Origin of the sequence: Streptomyces sp. NPDC006339 (assembly GCF_040612775.1) — a bacterium.
Taxonomy (GTDB): Bacteria; Actinomycetota; Actinomycetes; order Streptomycetales; family Streptomycetaceae; genus Streptomyces.
The window spans coordinates 1-17,298 of record NZ_JBEXQW010000035.1 but is presented as its reverse complement, the minus strand read 5'-3'; the positions used below and the strand labels follow the sequence as shown (position 1 = coordinate 17,298).

Annotated in this window: 14 protein-coding genes; 10 read left to right on the top strand and 4 right to left on the bottom strand. The window is 74.2% G+C overall.

Translation table 11 applies throughout. The features are described from left to right. Nucleotides 1-146: 146 nt before the first annotated feature. Nucleotides 147-1,553 (bottom strand): DNA repair protein RadA, encoded by a 1,407-nt coding sequence (radA, locus tag ABZ135_RS26010; RefSeq protein ID WP_356698674.1) that lies wholly within the window; start codon nucleotides 1,551-1,553, stop codon nucleotides 147-149. 188 nt (nucleotides 1,554-1,741) lie between these two features. Here radA and ABZ135_RS26005 point away from each other — a divergent pair, with 188 nt between their 5' ends. After that, nucleotides 1,742-3,430 (top strand): hypothetical protein, encoded by a 1,689-nt coding sequence (locus ABZ135_RS26005; RefSeq protein WP_356698673.1) that lies wholly within the window; start codon nucleotides 1,742-1,744, stop codon nucleotides 3,428-3,430. Between the two features lie 25 nt (nucleotides 3,431-3,455). Here the strand turns inward: ABZ135_RS26005 and ABZ135_RS26000 are convergent, their stop codons facing one another. Beyond that, nucleotides 3,456-4,238: a hypothetical protein gene (locus tag ABZ135_RS26000; RefSeq protein ID WP_356698775.1), complete on the bottom strand. Its 783-nt coding sequence runs from the start codon at nucleotides 4,236-4,238 to the stop codon at nucleotides 3,456-3,458. 143 nt (nucleotides 4,239-4,381) lie between these two features. Here ABZ135_RS26000 and ABZ135_RS25995 point away from each other — a divergent pair, with 143 nt between their 5' ends. The 4 genes from ABZ135_RS25995 (at nucleotide 4,382) to ilvD (ending at nucleotide 8,920) form a co-directional block, all read left to right on the top strand. Continuing rightward, a complete protein-coding gene (locus ABZ135_RS25995; RefSeq protein ID WP_356698672.1) occupies nucleotides 4,382-5,308 on the top strand; it encodes a Ppx/GppA phosphatase family protein in 927 nt (308 codons plus the stop codon). A 159-nt stretch (nucleotides 5,309-5,467) separates the two neighbouring features. Then, nucleotides 5,468-6,301, top strand: a complete 834-nt coding sequence (locus ABZ135_RS25990) for a sugar phosphate isomerase/epimerase (protein WP_356698671.1) — start codon at nucleotides 5,468-5,470, stop codon at nucleotides 6,299-6,301. Then, nucleotides 6,298-6,912, top strand: a complete 615-nt coding sequence (locus ABZ135_RS25985; RefSeq protein WP_356698670.1) for a TetR family transcriptional regulator — start codon at nucleotides 6,298-6,300, stop codon at nucleotides 6,910-6,912. The genes ABZ135_RS25990 and ABZ135_RS25985 overlap by 4 nt, the downstream gene beginning before the upstream one ends. 154 nt (nucleotides 6,913-7,066) lie before the next feature. Then, nucleotides 7,067-8,920, top strand: coding sequence for a dihydroxy-acid dehydratase (gene ilvD / locus ABZ135_RS25980; RefSeq protein WP_356698669.1), 1,854 nt, complete (start codon nucleotides 7,067-7,069; stop codon nucleotides 8,918-8,920). Nucleotides 8,921-9,788: 868 nt separating this feature from the next. Here the strand turns inward: ilvD and ABZ135_RS25975 are convergent. Further along, on the bottom strand, nucleotides 9,789-11,948 hold the full coding sequence (locus ABZ135_RS25975) for a serine/threonine-protein kinase (protein ID WP_356698668.1): 2,160 nt from the start codon (nucleotides 11,946-11,948) through the stop codon (nucleotides 9,789-9,791). A 171-nt stretch (nucleotides 11,949-12,119) separates the two neighbouring features. Here ABZ135_RS25975 and ABZ135_RS25970 point away from each other — a divergent pair, with 171 nt between their 5' ends. The 5 genes from ABZ135_RS25970 (at nucleotide 12,120) to proC (ending at nucleotide 15,531) form a co-directional block, all read left to right on the top strand. Beyond that, nucleotides 12,120-12,467, top strand: a complete 348-nt coding sequence (locus tag ABZ135_RS25970; RefSeq protein ID WP_356698667.1) for an SH3 domain-containing protein — start codon at nucleotides 12,120-12,122, stop codon at nucleotides 12,465-12,467. 36 nt (nucleotides 12,468-12,503) lie between these two features. After that, on the top strand, nucleotides 12,504-13,007 hold the full coding sequence (locus ABZ135_RS25965) for a hypothetical protein (RefSeq protein WP_356698666.1): 504 nt from the start codon (nucleotides 12,504-12,506) through the stop codon (nucleotides 13,005-13,007). 80 nt (nucleotides 13,008-13,087) lie between these two features. After that, nucleotides 13,088-13,882, top strand: coding sequence for an ABC transporter ATP-binding protein (locus tag ABZ135_RS25960; RefSeq protein WP_356698665.1), 795 nt, complete (start codon nucleotides 13,088-13,090; stop codon nucleotides 13,880-13,882). Next, nucleotides 13,879-14,616: an ABC transporter permease gene (locus ABZ135_RS25955; protein ID WP_356698664.1), complete on the top strand. Its 738-nt coding sequence runs from the start codon at nucleotides 13,879-13,881 to the stop codon at nucleotides 14,614-14,616. The genes ABZ135_RS25960 and ABZ135_RS25955 overlap by 4 nt, the downstream gene beginning before the upstream one ends. A 105-nt stretch (nucleotides 14,617-14,721) precedes the next feature. Continuing rightward, nucleotides 14,722-15,531: a pyrroline-5-carboxylate reductase gene (gene proC / locus ABZ135_RS25950; protein WP_356698663.1), complete on the top strand. Its 810-nt coding sequence runs from the start codon at nucleotides 14,722-14,724 to the stop codon at nucleotides 15,529-15,531. A gap of 51 nt (nucleotides 15,532-15,582) precedes the next feature. On the opposite strand, the gene trpS is transcribed toward proC, so the two are convergent. Then, nucleotides 15,583-16,581, bottom strand: a complete 999-nt coding sequence (trpS, locus tag ABZ135_RS25945; protein ID WP_356698662.1) for a tryptophan--tRNA ligase — start codon at nucleotides 16,579-16,581, stop codon at nucleotides 15,583-15,585. Nucleotides 16,582-17,298 lie beyond the last annotated feature (717 nt).

The following is a 17,298-nucleotide window of genomic DNA, read 5'->3' as shown; positions in this document are numbered from 1 at the left end:
CCAGGGCAAAGTCTAGCGACACCGCCCCGTCGCCCTCCGCCGCGCGCCGGAAGCCCCCCGCCCGCGCGCCCCCCGCGCCCCACCCGAGCCCCCGCCCGCGCCCTCGCCCGAACCCCCGCCCGAGCCGGCCCGGGCCCGGTGCCGGCCTACCCCTCCGCCTCCTGCGGCGCGCGGGCCCGGCGGCCGCGCGGCAGCACCCCCAGGGCCTCGCCCATGTCCGCGACCTCGGTGACCTTCATGCCCGGCGGGACCTTCCCGGGATCGGCCGGGACCAGCGCGTGCGTGAAGCCGAGCCGGTGCGCCTCGGCGAGCCGGCGCTGGACGCCGGTCACCCGCCGGACCTCGCCCGCGAGCCCGACCTCCCCGATCGCGACCAGGTTCTTCGGCAGCGGGGTGTCGCTGGCGGCGGAGGCCAGCGCGAGGGCGATGGCCAGGTCGGCGGCGGGCTCGGAGAGCTTCACCCCGCCGACGGTCGCGCTGTAGATGTCCCGCTTGCCCAGCGCGCTGATCCGGCCGCGCTGCTCCAGGACCGCCAGCATCATCGACACCCGGGAGGTCTCCAGACCGGAGGTGGTCCGGCGCGGCGAGGGGATCTGGGAGTCGACCGTCAGCGCCTGCACCTCGGCCACCAGCGGCCTGCGGCCCTCCAGGGTCACCGTCAGACAGGTCCCGGGCACGGCCTCGGCGCGGCGCGTCAGGAACAGGCCCGACGGGTCGGCGAGCCCGGTGATGCCCTCATCGTGCAGCTCGAAGCAGCCGACCTCGTCCGTCGCCCCGTACCGGTTCTTCACGCCGCGGACCAGGCGCAGCCGCGCGTGCCGGTCGCCCTCGAAGTGGAGCACCACGTCGACCAGGTGCTCCAGGAGCCGGGGACCCGCGATGGCGCCGTCCTTGGTGACGTGGCCCACGAGCAGCGTCGACATGCCGCGCTCCTTGGAGGCCCGGATCAGCGCGCCGGCGACCTCGCGGACCTGCGCCATGCCGCCGGGGGCGCCGTCGATCTCGGGCGAGGCGACGGTCTGCACCGAGTCCAGGACGAGCAGCGAGGGCTTCACGGCGTCCAGGTGCCCGAGGACGGCCGACAGGTCGGTCTCCGCCGCCAGATAGAGGTGGTCGCTCAGCGCGTTGATCCGGTCGGCGCGCAGCCGGACCTGGCTCGCGGACTCCTCGCCCGTCACGTACAGCGTGCGGTGCTCGTCGCTCGCGGCCTTGGCGGCGACGTCCAGCAGCAGCGTGGACTTGCCGACGCCCGGCTCGCCCGCGAGCAGCACGACCGCGCCCGGCACGAGCCCGCCGCCGAGGACCCGGTCCAGCTCGTCGACGCCGGTGCCGCGGGCGGTCGCCTGCCGCCCGTCGACCTGGCCGATGGGCAGCGCGGCGGTGGACACCCGGCCCGCGGCGGTGGTCCGGACCGCGGGCGGCGCGCCGTACTCCTCCACCGTCCCCCATGCCTGGCATTCGGGGCAGCGGCCGAGCCACTTGGCGGTCTGCCAGCCGCACTCGGTGCAGCGGTAGGACGGCCGGTCCTTGGCGGTTTTGGTACGAGCAGCCATGGGCGCCACCGTAGCCCCCGCCACTGACAGCGGACCCCGACGGCACCCCACCGGCCGCCGCCGGCGGCACCGGGCCGGTCATGCGGAGACCGGTCCGGTGTCCCCTTTCGGGTGATGGCTTCACCCGTACGGATTAAAAGTGTGCAAGCGGTGAGAAGACCTCCCGCCCCCTTGCCTACCGTCGCCGGGTGACGAGCAGCAGGCTGGAACAACCCACGCGAACCACCGGCGGCCCCCGCACCCCGGGCCAGCGGCCCCCCGCCCGGTACGAGGAGTACCTGGACGGCCTCTTCACGTACTGCCTCTCGGTGCTCTGCGACCACGACACGGCCACCGCCGTCCTCGGCGACGTCCTCGCCATCGCCGAGCGGCACCACGGCCGCTGCCCGGCCGACGACTCCGGCCGCCGCGCCTGGCTGTACGCCCTGGCCCGCTGGGCCTGTCTGCGCAGCCTCGGCGAGCAGCGCCGCAGCCGCCACGGCGCCCACACCGGCCGCCCCGCCGTCACCCCGCCCGCCCCCCGACCGGTCCCCCCGGAGGTCGCCGAGCGGCGCCGCGCCGAACTGGCCGCGCTCGCCTGGCCCGAGGCCGCGGGCACCACGCCCGAGCAGCGCGAGGCCCTGGAGCTGTCCGTGCGGCACGGCCTGGGGCCCCGCGAGGTCGCCGCCGTGCTCTCGCTCGACCCGGTCGCCGCCCGCGAGCTGCTCGCCACCGCCGGCTGCGAGGTCGAACGCACCCGCGCCGCCCTCGCCGTCGTCGAGACCGGCGACTGCCCCACCGTGACCCGCCTCACCGGCGACCACCAGGTGCTGCTGTCCGCCGCCCTGCGCGCCGAGCTGGTCCGGCACGTCGACGACTGCCCGCGCTGCCGCCGGGTCGCCGAGCGCGCGGGCGCCTGCGCGCCCTGGCCGGGCACCCTGGCCGCCCCCGCCGGGCGGCTCCCGATCGTCGAGGCCCCGCGCGCCGCCGCGTACATGGCGATGCTGCACGTCCCGCGCGTCCGCGCCGGCGCGCCCCGCTTCGGCCCGACCGGCTTCCCGCTGGACCCGAAGGACCACGCGGCCCGCCGCGACCGGCTCCGCGCCCGCGCCGTCACCACCACCGTCGTCGCCGCGGTCGTCGCCGCCCCGGTCCTCGCCCTGTGGACCTCGTACCGCGGCACGCCCGTCGCCGGGGAGGGCCACGACGGAGCGCGGATCAGCGCGCGCGAGCAGGACGGGCCGGGCACCGTGCAGGGCGGCTCCGGCGGCCGCCCGTACGAGCGCTACGAGAACACGGGCAACGCCCAGGCCCCGCCCGACCCGCGCGGCAGCGCGGCCCCCGGGGGCGTCTCCGTGGAGGTGATCAGCCCCGGCGGGCCCGCCGCCCCGGCCCGGCCGGGAGAGCCCGCGCCCGCCCGGATCACCGTCACCGCGCGCGGCAGCGGCGCCACCACCCTGCTCACCCTCACCAACGAGGGCGGTGCGCCCGCCGCCTGGTCGCTGTGGTCCGACGCCCCCTGGCTGTACGTGAGCCAGGCCGCCGGCACCCTGCGTCCGGGCGGCTCGATCACGGTCCGGATCTCCGTCGACCCCTCCCGCGAGCCCGCCGGACCCTGGAGCGCCCGGGTCGGGGTCGAGCCGTCGGGCGCGGTGGTGCGGATCGACGGCCACGGGGCGACGCGGCCGCCCACCACGGGCCCCACCCCGCCCCCGTCCACGACCGAGCCGACGACCCCGCCGCCGACGAGCGAGCCGCCGACCACCCCGCCCCCGACGACCGACCCGACCACTCCGCCGCCGACGACGGATCCGACCACCGAGCCCACTCCCACGCCCACGCCCACCGACTCGGGGCCCGGGACACCGAGCGAGGATCCGGCGCCCTCGTCCCCCTGACGTCCGGGGCCGCTGCCCGGGGCCGCTACGCGGGGTCGGCCGGGTGCGGCGCCACCAGCGGCAGGTGCGAGGCGAGCCGCGCCTCGCACAGCCCGACCAGGACCTTGTACGCCCCCTCGCCCATCATCTCGACGAGCTCGGGCCGGTAGGAGACATAGACCGGCTCCGGGCCGACGTGCGCCGAGCTCGCCGACGTGCAGTACCAGTGCAGGTCGTGGCCGCCCGGGCCCCAGCCGCGCCGGTCGTACTCGCCGATCGACACCTGGAGGACCTTGGTGTCGTCCGGGCGGTCGATCCAGTCGTAGGTGCGCCGCACGGGAAGCTGCCAGCACACGTCCGGCTTGGTCTCCAGCGGCTCCCGGCCCTCCCGCACGGCCAGGATGTGCAGCGAGCAGCCGGCGCCGCCCGCGAACCCGGGACGGTTCTGGAAGATGCAGGAGCCCTCCCAGCGGCGGGTCTGCCGGTCGCCGTCCTCGTCGACCTGCACCCAGCCCGTCCCGGTGCCGACGTCGTGGAACTGCCACAGCTCCGGCGTGAGCCGCGCCACGTGCTCGGCGACCCGCTTCTCGTCGTCCTCGTCGGAGAAGTGCGCGCCGAGCGTGCAGCACCCGTCGTCGGCCCGCCCCTCCTGGATGCCCTGGCAGCCGTTGCCGAAGATGCAGGTCCAGCGGGAGGTCAGCCAGGTCAGGTCGCAGCGGTAGACCTGCTCCTCGTCGTCCGGGTCGGCGAACTCGACCCAGGCGCGCGGGAAGTCCAGGCCCTTCTCGTCGGGCTCCTCGCCCTTGCTCCGCTTCCTGCCGACCTTCACGGACTTCGCCGCGTGCGCGGCCCTGACCGCCTTGGCGGCGTCGTGGTCGGGGGTGAGGGCGGCACTGTCTTTGCCCGGCTTCGCCTTTTTCGTCTTTGGCACAACGCCAAGCGTATGCGGGCGCGCGCAGTAGCGTTCCGTCCATGAGACTCGGAGTCCTCGACGTCGGTTCGAACACGGTGCACCTCCTCGTGGTGGACGCCCACCCCGGCGCCCGCCCGCTGCCCGCCCACTCCCACAAGGCGGAGCTGCGGCTCGCCGAGCTCCTCGACGAGCGCGGCGCGATCGCCGACGCGGGCGTGGAGCGGCTGATCGCCACGGTCCGCGAGGCGCTCACCGCCGCCGAGGACAAGGGCTGCGAGGAGGTGCTGCCGTTCGCGACCTCGGCGGTGCGCGAGGCCAGCAACGCCGACGCGGTCCTCGCCCGCGTGTACGAGGAGACCGGCATCGCGCTCCAGGTCCTCAGCGGCGAGGAGGAGGCCCGGCTCACCTTCCTGGCCGCCCGCCGCTGGTTCGGCTGGTCCGCGGGCAAGCTCTTCCTCCTCGACATCGGCGGCGGTTCCCTGGAGATCGCCTTCGGCATCGACGAGGAGCCCGACACGGCCGTCTCCCTGCCGCTCGGCGCCGGCCGCCTCACCTCCGGCTGGCTGCCGGGCGACCCGCCGGAGCTGACGGACGTGAAGGCCCTGCGCCGCCACGTACGGGCGCAGATCGCCCGTACGGTCGGGGAGTTCAGCCGCTTCGGGCCGCCCGACCACGTCGTGGCGACCTCCAAGACCTTCAAGCAGCTCGCCCGCATCGCCGGCGCCCCCGGCTCGGGCTTCGGCCTGTACGTCCAGCGCAACCTGTCCCGCAAGTCCCTGGAGGAGTGGGTCCCGCGCCTCGCCGCCATGACCGCCGGCGAGCGCGCCGCCCTCCCGGGCGTCTCCGAGGGCCGGGCCGCCCAGCTCCTCGCCGGGGCCCTGGTCGCCGAGGGCGCCATGGACCTCTTCGGCATCGAGGAGCTGGAGATCTGCCCGTGGGCGCTGCGCGAGGGCGTGATCCTGCGCCGCCTGGACCACCTGCCGTAGGGCTCCGGGAGGGCGGGGGCGCCGGCGGAGGTGTCCGGCCGGGCGACCGGGGTGTCCGTCCGCGGCGGCCGGGCCGGGGTGACCGGAACCACCCGCGGCCGGGCCGGGGGTGACCGGAACCACCCCCCGGTCCTCCGGCCCGCCCCGTACCCTGTCTGCGTGGCAGAACCAGCGGTGCGCGTCCCGGATGCGAAGGTCGCCCTGTCGACGGCCTCGGTGTATCCGGAGTCGACGGCGACGGCCTTCGAGGTCGCCGCACGCCTCGGCTACGACGGGGTCGAGATCATGGTGTGGACCGACCCGGTCAGCCAGGACATCGAGGCGCTGCGCCGGCTCTCGGACTACCACCAGGTGCCGATCCTGGCCGTCCACGCGCCCTGCCTGCTCATCACCCAGCGCGTCTGGTCCACCGACCCGTGGGTCAAGCTCCAGCGCGCCCAGGCGGCCGCCGAGAAGCTGGGCGCCTCGACGGTCGTCGTGCACCCGCCGTTCCGCTGGCAGCGCAGTTACGCGCGGGACTTCGTGACCGGCATCTGGCGGATGGCCGACGAGACGGACGTCCGGTTCGCGGTGGAGAACATGTACCCGTGGCGGTACAAGGACCGCGAGATGCTCGCGTACGCCCCCGAGTGGGACGTCACCAAGGACGACTACCGGCACTTCACGATCGACCTCTCGCACACCGCGACCGCCCGCACCGACACCCTCGCCATGCTCGACCGCATGGGTGACCGCCTCGGCCACGTCCACCTCGCCGACGGCCGCGGCTCCGCCAAGGACGAGCACCTGGTGCCGGGCCGCGGCACGCAGCCGTGCGCCGAGCTCCTGGAGCACCTGGCGCGCACCGGCTACGACGGCCATGTCGTCATCGAGGTCAACACCCGCAGGGCGATGTCCTCCGCCGAACGCGAGGCCGACCTCGCCGAGGCCCTGGCCTTCACCCGGCTGCACCTGGCCGCGGCGGCGGCACCGACCGAGGCTCCGCGCCCGTGACCGAGCCGTCCCCCCGGCGGCGCGGCCGCCCCTCCCGTACCGCGGCGGAGGAGAGCGGACCGGGCGCGCGGGAGCGGATCCTGGAGGCGGCGCGGACGCTGTTCGCCGAGCGCGGCTACGACAAGACCTCGGTGCGAGGGATCGCGAAGGCCGCGGACGTCGACCCGGCCCTCGTCCACCACTACTTCGGCACGAAGGACGAGGTCTTCGCGGCGGCCATCGAGGTCTCCTTCGAGCCGGCGACGGTCGTTCCGGCCATCGTGGGCGGCCCGCGCGAGGCGATCGGCGAGCGCCTGGCCCGCTTCTTCATCTCGGTGTGGGAGAACCCGGCGACCCGGGCGCCGCTGCTGGCGATCATCCGTTCCGCGCTGACCCACGAGGCGGCGGCGAAGGTGCTGCGCGGCTTCGTGCTGCGGCGCCTGCTCGAACGGATCGCCGCGGACCTCGACGTACCGGATCCGAAGTTCCGCGCGGAGCTGGCGGCCTCGCACATGATCGGGATCGCGATCCTGCGGTACGTGATCCAGGTGGAGCCGCTGGCGTCGGCGGACCCGGAGGAGATCGTGGCCCAGGTGTCCCCGACCCTCCAGCGCTATCTGACCCAGCCGTGAGGCGGTCCCGGCGGCCGACCGGCCCGGCCGCGACCGGCCGGGGCGGCTGACCGCACACTGAACAACTTGTCCGTCATACGGACATCGTGTCCAGCTCTTGGAGTCGAAGCGTACGCTCGACTCCAGAGACATCCATCATGAGGAGCGAGCGACGATGCCCGAGCTGAGGTCCCGCACTGTCACCCACGGCCGCAATATGGCGGGCGCACGCGCCCTGATGCGCGCCTCCGGTGTACCGGGCGCCGACATCGGGCGGAAGCCGATCATCGCCGTGGCCAACTCCTTCACGGAGTTCGTGCCCGGCCACACCCACCTCCAGCCGGTCGGCCGGATCGTCTCCGAGGCCATCACGGCCGCCGGCGGCATCGCCCGTGAGTTCAACACGATCGCCGTCGACGACGGCATCGCCATGGGCCACGGCGGCATGCTCTACAGCCTGCCGTCCCGCGACCTGATCGCCGACAGCGTGGAGTACATGGTGGAGGCGCACTGCGCCGACGCCCTGATCTGCATCTCCAACTGCGACAAGATCACCCCCGGCATGCTGATGGCCGCGCTGCGCCTCAACATCCCGACGGTCTTCGTCTCCGGCGGCCCCATGGAGTCCGGCCGCGCGACCCTGGTCGACGGCACGGTCCGCACCCTCGACCTGGTCGACGCGATCTCCGAGGCGGTCAACGACAAGGTCTCCGACGAGGACATCCTCCGCATCGAGGAGAACGCCTGCCCGACCTGCGGGTCCTGTTCCGGCATGTTCACCGCCAACTCGATGAACTGCCTGACCGAGGCCATCGGCCTCTCCCTCCCCGGCAACGGCTCCGTCCTCGCCACCCACACCGCCCGCCGCGCGCTGTACGAGAACGCGGCCCGCACGGTCGTCGAGCTCACCCACCGCTACTACGACGAGGACGACGCCTCCGTCCTGCCGCGCAACATCGCCACCCGCGCGGCCTTCGAGAACGCCATGGCCCTCGACATCGCCATGGGCGGCTCCACCAACACGATCCTGCACCTGCTCGCCGCGGCGCAGGAGGCCGAGCTGGACTACGGCCTGACCGACATGGACGCCGTCTCGCGGCGCGTGCCCTGCCTGGCCAAGGTCGCCCCGAACGTCGCCCCGCGCGGCACGTACTACATGGAGGACGTGCACCGGGCCGGCGGCATCCCGGCGATCCTGGGCGAGCTCTACCGGGGCGGGCTGCTCAACGAGGACGTCCACGCCGTGCACGCGCGCTCCATCAAGGAGTGGCTGGACACCTGGGACGTCCGCGGCGGCTCCGCCTCCGAGGAGGCCGTCGAGCTGTTCCACGCCGCCCCGGGCTGCGTCCGCTCCGCCGAGGCGTTCTCCCAGTCGGAGCGCTGGGACTCCCTCGACGTGGACGCGGCCGGCGGCTGCATCCGCGACGTCGCCCACGCCTACTCCAAGGACGGCGGCCTCGCCGTGCTGCGCGGCAACCTCGCGGTCGACGGGTGCGTGGTCAAGACGGCCGGCGTCGACGAGTCGATCTGGACCTTCGAGGGTCCGGCGGTCGTCTGCGAGTCGCAGGAGGAGGCCGTCGAGAAGATCCTGAACAAGCGGGTCAAGGACGGCGACGTCGTCGTCATCCGTTACGAGGGCCCCAAGGGCGGCCCCGGCATGCAGGAGATGCTCTACCCGACCTCCTTCCTCAAGGGCCGGGGCCTGGGCAAGACCTGCGCGCTGGTGACCGACGGCCGCTTCTCCGGCGGCACCTCGGGCCTGTCCATCGGCCACGCCTCCCCGGAGGCCGCGTCCGGCGGCACGATCGCCCTCGTCGAGGACGGCGACCGGATCCGCATCGACATCCCGAACCGCTCGATCGACCTCCTCGTCGACGACGCGACCCTCGCCGCCCGCCGCGAGGCCCTGAACGGCGTCTACGCCCCGAAGAACCGCGAGCGCAAGGTCTCCGCGGCGCTGCGGGCGTACGCGGCGATGGCGACGAGCGCGGACAAGGGCGCGGTGCGCGACGTCTCCAAACTGGGCTGACACCCGGCCCTCCCGGCCGGCCCCCGGCCGGGACCGATCCTGAACGCACCCGACGGCGGTGCGGGGAGCTTCCCCGCACCGCCGTCGCGGCGTTGCGCTGGCGTGCCTGGGCGGCCTTCGGCCGTGCGGCGTTGCGCTCGTGCGCCTGTGCGCGCGTGCGGCCTTCGGCCGGTGTTGCGCTCGTGCGGCCTTACGTCTGTGCGGCGTTGCGCCTGTGCGCCTGGCGCCTGTGCGGCCTTCGGCCGTGCGGTGTTGCGCTTGTGCGGCGTTCGGCCACGCGCCGTCGCGGCGTCGGTGGTGTCTTGCCGTTCGCTCGTGAGGCGCAGCCGGTAAGAGACGAGCCGCAGGCCGCTCGCCGGGTCGTCGACGGCGAAGGTGTCCGTCCAGACGGAGGCCCTGCCGTCGCCGCCCGGGGCGACGCCCCCCAGCTCGTCCGCGTCGCGACGCTTCGCGTCACCGGCTCCCCGGCCTTGCCGTTCGGCTCGCGCGGCGTCGGCCGGCGGGAGCCGGTAGCCGTGCGTCGGGCCGTCGCTGCCCGGGGCGACGCCCCGCCCCAGCCCGTGCGTGTCGCGACGCCTTGCGTCACCAGCTCCCCGGGCTCGCCGTTCGGCTCGCGCGGCGTCGGCCGGCGGGAGCCGGTAGCCGTGCGTCGGGCCGCGCCGCTCGGGGCGACGCCCCGCCCCAACCTGTGCGCGTCGCGACGCCTTGCGTCACCAGCTCCCCCGGCTCGCCGTTCGGCTCGCGCGGCGTCGGCCGACGGGAGCCGGCGGCCGTGCGCCGGGCCGTCGCCGCTCGGGGCGAAGCCCCGCGGGTTTCCGGGCCGCGGCCCCGCCCATTCCCGTCCCGTCCGCGTCTGCGACGCCCCGCGTCACCAGCTCCCCGGGTCGCGCGTGTCCACCGCGAAGACGGAACCGTCGGGGGCGGTGGCGTAGGCGCGGGGGCCGGAGGTGGCCGGGGCGGGGACGGAGGGGACGTAGGCGAGGCGTCCGTCGCCGAGGCGGGGGCGGGTCTGGCCCGCGAGGACGCCCCGGCGGGTGTCGACGGCGAGGAGCCGGCCGTCGGAGGCGGAGACGTACAGCCGGTCGCCGTCCCCGGGCGTGAGCGCGGAGACGTTACGGCTGCCGGTCTCCAGCTCCCACAGGACCCGCCGCCCGGCGAGGTCGACGGCGGTCAGGTCCCCGAGCCTGCCCAGCAGGTACGCGGTGGAGCCGACCACGGCGATCGACGCGCTGTCGACGCGGTACGGGAGCGGCACGCGCCGCGCCTCACGGCGCTCGGGGTCGTAGCGGACCAGCGCCTCGGTCTGCATGTCGCGGTAGGTGGCGGACAGGACGAGGGCGCCGCCCTGGTCGTACGCGACCGGCGTGAGGTTGCCCTTCAGGCGCTGCGACCAGACGGTCTTGCCGGTCGCCGGGTGCACCGCGCTGACGAGGGTGTGCGTCGCGTCGGCGGTCGGCTCGAAGACGGTGAGCAGGCCGGAGGCGGAGTCGTACGGGCCGAGCTGCGGGACACCGTGGCCGGGCAGGCCGTGGCGCCACACCTGCCTGCCGGTGGCGCCGTCGACCGCGCGCAGCCGGCCGGTGCCGCCGGCCAGGACGACGACGGAGCCGGCCGGCCGGTTGGTCTCGGCCGCCGCCGGGCTGGTGCGCCAGCCCGGGGCGCCGGTCCCGGCCGCGTACGTGCGCAGCTCGCCGGTGTCGGCGGTGACGGCGACGGTGCCGCCGGGCAGCAGTGCGGGAGCGGCGCCGCCGCCGCTCGTCCCGGGGGCCGGCCGGGACCAGACGACTCGTCCCGTGGTGGCGTCGAGCCGGCTGACGACGGGCCCGGGGCCCGCGCAGTAGAGCGCGCCTTCGGCCAGCGCGCAGGCGGGTGCCGCCGGATCGGCGCCGGCCTTGCCGAGGTGGGTCTGCCAGCCGGGGAAGGCCCTGGCGGCCTCCGCCGGGCGCGCCGGACCGGCCGGACGCTGTCCGTCGCGCGCCGCGAGGACGGCGACGGTGCCGCCGGCGGCGAGGGCGAGCAGGAGGCCCAGGGTGACGGGCAGCCGAGGCCGCAGCCGTCGGCGCCTGCGGGGCGGCGGCACCGCCCGTACCGGCGTGTCGGCGTCCCACGCCCCGGAGACGGCGGAGCTCGAGGCGGGGGCCGGAGCGGAAAGGGCGGGGCCGGGGGAGCGCCGCTGCGACGGTATGAACGCCGCCGCCTCGTACGAGGGCGGCAGCAGCGCCGCCATGATCTCGGCGGGCGTCGGCCGCTCGGCCGGTTCCTTCGCGAGGCAGCGGGCCACCAGGGGCGCCAGGTCGGCCGGGACGCCCGTCAGATCCGGCTCGTCGTGCACGACCTGGTACGCCACGATGTACGGGCTGTCGGAGTCGAAGGGCCCGTGCCCGGTCGCCGCGTGCACGAGGACCGAACCCAGCGCGAAGACGTCGGCGGCGGGCCCGACCTCCCTCGGCCGCTGGAACTGCTCGGGCGCCATGAACGGCGGCGAGCCGATCAGCTTGCCCGTCTCCGTGTGCAGGTCGCTGTCGAAGGGCCGGGAGATCCCGAAGTCGATGACCTTGGGGCCGGAATCGGTCAGCAGGACGTTGCTGGGCTTGAGGTCCCGGTGGACCACGCCCGCCCGGTGGATGTCGCGCAGCGCCTCCGCGAGCCCGGCGGTGAGCCGGCGCAGCTCGGCGGGGGACAGCGGGCCGCTCCGCTTCACCTGGTCGGCGAGCGTGGGCCCGGGCACGTAGAGGGTCGCCATCCAGGGGCGTACGGCGTCGGGGTCGGCGTCCACGACGGGTGCGGTGAACGCGCCGCTGACCCGCCGGGCGGCGGCCACCTCCTGGCGGAAGCGGGCCCTGAACTCGGGGTCCTTCGCGTACTGCGCGTGCACCACCTTGACGGCGAGCCGGAGCCCCGAGGCGGAGGTGGCGAGGTGGACGACGCCCATGCCACCGGCGCCGAGACAGACCTGGAGCCGGTATTCGCCCGCGTAGTCGGGCCCTTCCGCTTCCCGGTCCGCACCGGTACTGCGCAACGGCGGCATCGCCAACCCCCGTGTGGTTCCCCGTCGAGTCCGCGCGCGTGCGCGACGCACGGAGCCTAGTCGATGGTGCCGCCGATGTCGGTGGGGCTTGCTAGCCTGCGCGTCGCGGAGAGTGAATTTCACCGGAGCGCTTCCGAAACAGCGCTTTCACGCCAAAACGGGGGAGTGGTCATGAGCGTCGAGAACGCAGAGGCCGGGAACGTCGACGGCACCGTGCCGGTCCGGGCCGAGGCCGGCGCGCCGGAGGAGAGAGTGGCCACGGTGGCGGAGGTGACCGCCTATCCGATCGCGCCGGGCTACCGGGTGAACGTCCGCTCGGGCCCCGGCACCAAGTACCCGATCGTCCGGACCCTCACCCTGGGCGCCTGGGTCCAGATCTACTGCCAGACGCCCGGCGAATGGATCACCGGCCCCTACGGCACCACCAACATCTGGGACAACATCAGCCCGGGTCAGTTCGTGTCCGACGCCTACGTGAAGACGGGCGCCGACGGCTATGTGGCCCGCCGCTGCGGCTGACGGCGGTCCTCGCCCCGCCCGGGGATAATCGATCCCGTGAGCGACGACAAGCAGAGCAGGACCGGCACTCCGGCGGGGCCGCAGCCCGAGGAGCTCCGCTTCTTCGGGACGACCTGGGTGGACCACAGCGGCCGGTACGGGCTGCGCCGGGCCGGCGTGGCCGTCGGCTCGCTCGCCGCCGCCGTCGCGGGCGCCCTGGTGCTGCGCTTCGCGTTCCAGGGCCTGGAGATCGCGGCGGTCGGCGGCTTCGTCAACACGCTCGTGGTGGTGATGTTCGCGGTCTGCAGCGCCATCGCCTTCCGCAAGACGTGGGAGGGCTTCGGCCGCCGCCCCGCCGACCCGGCCCGCGAGGACGCCCTGCGCAGCCTGAAGGCGATCGGTTTCATCGGCACGCTCCTGGCCTGGTTCGTCCGCTCCTTCGTCGAGGCCCCGGGCGAGAAGCTGCGGCGCGCCGAGTACGAGGAGGCCGTCGCCCGCTACGAGAAGCGCCGCTCGCACCGCACGGGCAATCCGTCCGGCCGCAAGAAGCCGAAGCGCTAGATCCCCGAGTCTCCCCGAGGACCCCGGACGCCGTCCGGGGTCCTTGACGTTGCGGCACCCCCAGGCCCACTATTCATCACATGGTGAATAAAAGCGATGAGGTGCCCCCCTCCGCGATCGTCGCGTCCGGCCTCCACGTCGTCCGCGGCGACCGCCCCGTCCTCCGCGACCTCGACTTCACCGTCCCCCGCGGCCGCATCACCGGCCTCCTCGGCCCCTCCGGCTGCGGCAAGACCACCCTCATGCGCGCCGTCGTCGGCACCCAGGCCAAGGTCACCGGCACCCTCGAGGTGCTCGGCCGGCCCGCCGGACACCCCGCCCTGCGCTCCCGCATCGGCTACGTCACCCAGGCCCCCTCCGTCTACGACGACCTCACCGTCCGCCAGAACCTCGACTACTTCGCCGCCGTCCTCCTCCCCGGCCGCGCCCACCGCGACGACCGCCGCACCGCCGTCGACCGGGCCCTCACGGACGTCGACCTCACCTCCCACGCCGACGCCCTCGCCGGACGGCTCTCCGGCGGCCAGCGCAGCCGCGTCTCGCTCGCCGTCGCCCTCCTCGGCGCCCCCGACCTCCTCGTCCTCGACGAACCCACCGTCGGCCTCGACCCGGTGCTCCGCCGCGACCTGTGGAACCTCTTCCACCGCATCGCCGCCGACCGCGGCACCACGCTCCTCGTCTCCTCCCACGTCATGGACGAGGCCGAGCGCTGCCACCGGCTGCTGCTCCTGCGCGAGGGCCGGCTCCTCGCCGAGGACACCCCCGACGCCCTGCGCCGCCGGGGCGGCACCACCACCGTCGAGGACGCCTTCCTCCACCTCGTCGACGCCGCCACCGCCCGCGCGGCAGCACCCCGTGAGGAGCCCCGCCCGTGAACACCGCCCGCACCCTCGCCACCGCCGCCCGCGTCCTGCGCCAGCTCCGCCACGACCCGCGGTCGATCGCCCTGATGCTCCTCGTGCCCTGTCTGATGCTCGTCCTGCTCCGCTACGTCTTCGACGGAAGCCCGCGGACGTTCGACGGCATCGGCGCCTCACTGCTCGGCATCTTCCCCCTCATCACCATGTTCCTGGTGACCTCCATCGCCACCCTGCGCGAACGCACCTCCGGCACCCTCGAACGCCTCCTCGCCCTGCCCCTCGGCAAGGCCGACCTCATCGCCGGCTACGCCCTCGCCTTCGGCCTGCTCGCCGTCGTCCAGTCCACCCTCGCCACCGGCCTCGCCCTGTGGCTCCTCGGCCTCGACGTCATCGGCTCCCCCTGGCTGCTGCTCCTCGTCGCCCTCCTCGACGCCCTGCTCGGCACCGCCCTCGGCCTGTTCGTCTCGGCCTTCGCCGCCTCCGAGTTCCAGGCCGTCCAGTTCATGCCGGCCGTGATCTTCCCCCAACTGCTGCTGTGCGGCCTGTTCACCCCGCGCGACCGCATGGCCCCCGCCCTGGAGGCCGTCTCCGACCTCCTGCCCATGTCGTACGCCGTCGACGGCATGAACCAGGTCCTGCGCCACCCCGACCTCACCGCCGACTTCGTCCGCGACGCCCTCGTCGTCGCCGGCTGCGCGGTCCTCGTCCTCGCCCTCGGTGCCGCCACCCTCCGCCGCCGCACCGCCTGAGCCGCCGCCGGCATGACCGCTCCTCGGACACCCGCCCCACCCGGCGGCCCCCGGTGCGAGGATGGCCCTGCACGTGGAGCCCCTTCCGGCGAGGTGAACAGAGCCATGACCCAGACCGTCGCAGTCCTCGGCACCGGCAAGATCGGTGAAGCGCTCCTCAGCGGCATGATCCGCGCCGGCTGGCGCCCGGCCCACCTCCTCGTCACCGCCCGCCGCGCCGAGCGCGCCGAAGAACTCCACGCCCGCTACGGGGTCGAGGCCGTCAGCAACGCCGACGCCGCCAAGCGCGCCGACACCCTCATCCTCGCCGTGAAGCCCCAGGACATGGGCCGCCTCCTCGACGAACTCGCCCCGCACGTCGCCGCCGACCGCCTGGTCATCAGCGCCGCCGCCGGCATCCCCACCTCCTTCATCGAGGAACGCCTCACCACCGGCACCCCCGTCGTCCGGGTCATGCCCAACACCCCCGTCCTGGTCGACGAGGGCATGTCCGTGATCTCCGCCGGCAGCCACGCCACCCACGAACACCTCGTCCACACCGAGGAGATCTTCGGCGGCGTCGGCAAGACCCTGCGCGTCCCCGAGTCCCAGCAGGACGCCGCCACCGCGCTCTCCGGCTCCGGCCCGGCCTACTTCTACTACCTCGTCGAGGCCATGACCGACGCCGGCATCCTCCTCGGCCTGCCCCGCGCTCAGGCCCACGACCTGATCGTCCAGGCCGCCATCGGCGCCGCCGTCATGCTCCGCGACAGCGGCGAACACCCGGTGAAGCTCCGCGAGGCCGTCACCAGCCCCGCCGGCACCACCATCTCCGCCATCCGCGAGCTCGAGAACCACGGCGTACGGGCCGCCCTCATCGCCGCCCTCGAAGCCGCCCGCGACCGCAGCCGCGAGCTCGCCTCCGGCAACGGCTGACCGCCACGGCCGCGCACCCGCGCGCGGCCGCGCCGTCGGCTCCCGCGTCCCTCACACGGCCGGCAACAGTCCGATCGCCCGATAGGCCCTGTCGACCAGCGGCCGCGCCATCCCGCGCGCCCGCTCGGCTCCCTCACGCAACACCCTGTCCACCTCCCCCGAGTCCGCCGCGAGCTCGGCATGCCGCTCCCGCACCGGCCGCAGCAGCTCGACGACGGCCTCCGCCGTGTCCTTCTTCAACGCTCCGTACGACTCATATACACCGGCCAGCTCGATCGGGTTCCCACCCGTCGCGGCCGCCAGCAGATCCAGCAGGTTCGCGACCCCGGGAGCGGCCTCCCGGTCGTGGACGACCTCCCGCCCGCTGTCCGTCACGGCCCGCATGATCTTCCGCCGCACGGTGTCGGCGTCGTCGAGCAGATAGACGATGCCGGACCCGTTCTCGTGCGACTTCCCCATCTTCGACGTCGGGTCCTGCAGATCCATCACCCGCGCCGCCACCGCCGGACTCGTCGCCCTCGGCACCGTGAACACGTGCCCGTACCGATGGTTGAACCGCACCGCGAGATCCCGCGCCAGCTCCACGTGCTGCGTCTGGTCCTCGCCGACCGGCACCTCGTCCGTCCCGTACGCGAGGATGTCCGCCGCCATCAGCGCCGGATACGTCAGCAGCGACAGCCGCACGCTCTGCCCGGCCTCGCGCGCCCGGACGCTCTTCTCCTTGTACTGGATCATCCGGCGCATCTCGCCGTCCGTGGCCACGCACTCCATCAGATACGAGAGCCGCGCGTGCTCGTCCACATGGCTCTGCACGAACACCGTGCACCGCTCCGGATCGAGCCCCGCCGCCAGCAGCAGCGTCGCCGCCTGCCGGCTCAGCCGCCGCACCCGCGCCGGATCGTGCTCCACGGTCAGCGCGTGCAGGTCCACGACGCTGAACAACGCGTCCGCCCGGTGCTGGTCCACCTCGACCCACCGCCGCACGGCACCGAGGTAGTTGCCCAGCGTCAGATGCCCGGTCGGCTTGACCCCACTGAAGATCCGCTTCATCGCGTTCGTTCTCCCTCTCTCTCCTGGCCGTCTCGTCACGAGCGCCGCCGGCCCGTCGGCCGGACTCCCGGAGGGGGATACGCGAACGGCCGCCGAGGCGGCGGCCGTCGTCTGCATGCGTACGTACGGGCCGCCGTCAGGCGGCCCACCACTGGGTGGTGTGCGCATGCGTAGTCATACGCAGAGCGTACGCCCCAGGCCCGGGGTTGACACGGGATTATCGGAACCGTAGTGTTCTCCGGGTTGTCCGACGTGAGCACCGACTCCGGTCGGCCCCGGACAGCCACTCCGCAAGAACCACAACGCCTGACGGCGTCGATTCGTCGTGCCGTCTTGTCTTTCCGTGCGCTTTTGCGAAATGAGGAATCCGCGTTCGAAGGTTTGGACGCAGCTCCCCGATTAGCGTCGGGGGCGGGGAATCCGCTAAAGTCTCACTCGTCGGAACGGCCCAACAGCCGTGAAGACAACTCCCGCTGACCGGGAATCAGGCCCGAAAGGATCTGATAGAGTCGGAACCGCCGGAAGGGCCCGGAGCGAAAGCGAAAGGGGCCGGAAAGCACCGAGGAAATCGGATCGGAAAGATCTGATAGAGTCGGAAACGAAGGAAGCGCCCGGAGGAAAGCCCGCGAGGGTGAGTACAAAGGAAGCGTCCGCACCTTGAGAACTCAACAGCGTGCCAAAAATCAACGCCAGATTAGTTGATACCCCGTCCATCTT

Bases quoted from the DNA above. Each gene is read 5' to 3' on its own strand.
- radA (WP_356698674.1), bottom strand. From the start codon at position 1,553: ATGGCTGCTCGTACCAAAACCGCCAAGGACCGGCCGTCCTACCGCTGC.
- ABZ135_RS25995 (WP_356698672.1), top strand. From the start codon at position 4,382: ATGAGACTCGGAGTCCTCGACGTCGGTTCGAACACGGTGCACCTCCTC.
- ABZ135_RS25960 (WP_356698665.1), top strand. From the start codon at position 13,088: ATGGTGAATAAAAGCGATGAGGTGCCCCCCTCCGCGATCGTCGCGTCC.
- ilvD (WP_356698669.1), top strand. From the start codon at position 7,067: ATGCCCGAGCTGAGGTCCCGCACTGTCACCCACGGCCGCAATATGGCG.
- ABZ135_RS25975 (WP_356698668.1), bottom strand. From the start codon at position 11,948: ATGCCGCCGTTGCGCAGTACCGGTGCGGACCGGGAAGCGGAAGGGCCC.
- proC (WP_356698663.1), top strand. From the start codon at position 14,722: ATGACCCAGACCGTCGCAGTCCTCGGCACCGGCAAGATCGGTGAAGCG.
- ABZ135_RS25970 (WP_356698667.1), top strand. From the start codon at position 12,120: ATGAGCGTCGAGAACGCAGAGGCCGGGAACGTCGACGGCACCGTGCCG.
- trpS (WP_356698662.1), bottom strand. From the start codon at position 16,581: ATGAAGCGGATCTTCAGTGGGGTCAAGCCGACCGGGCATCTGACGCTG.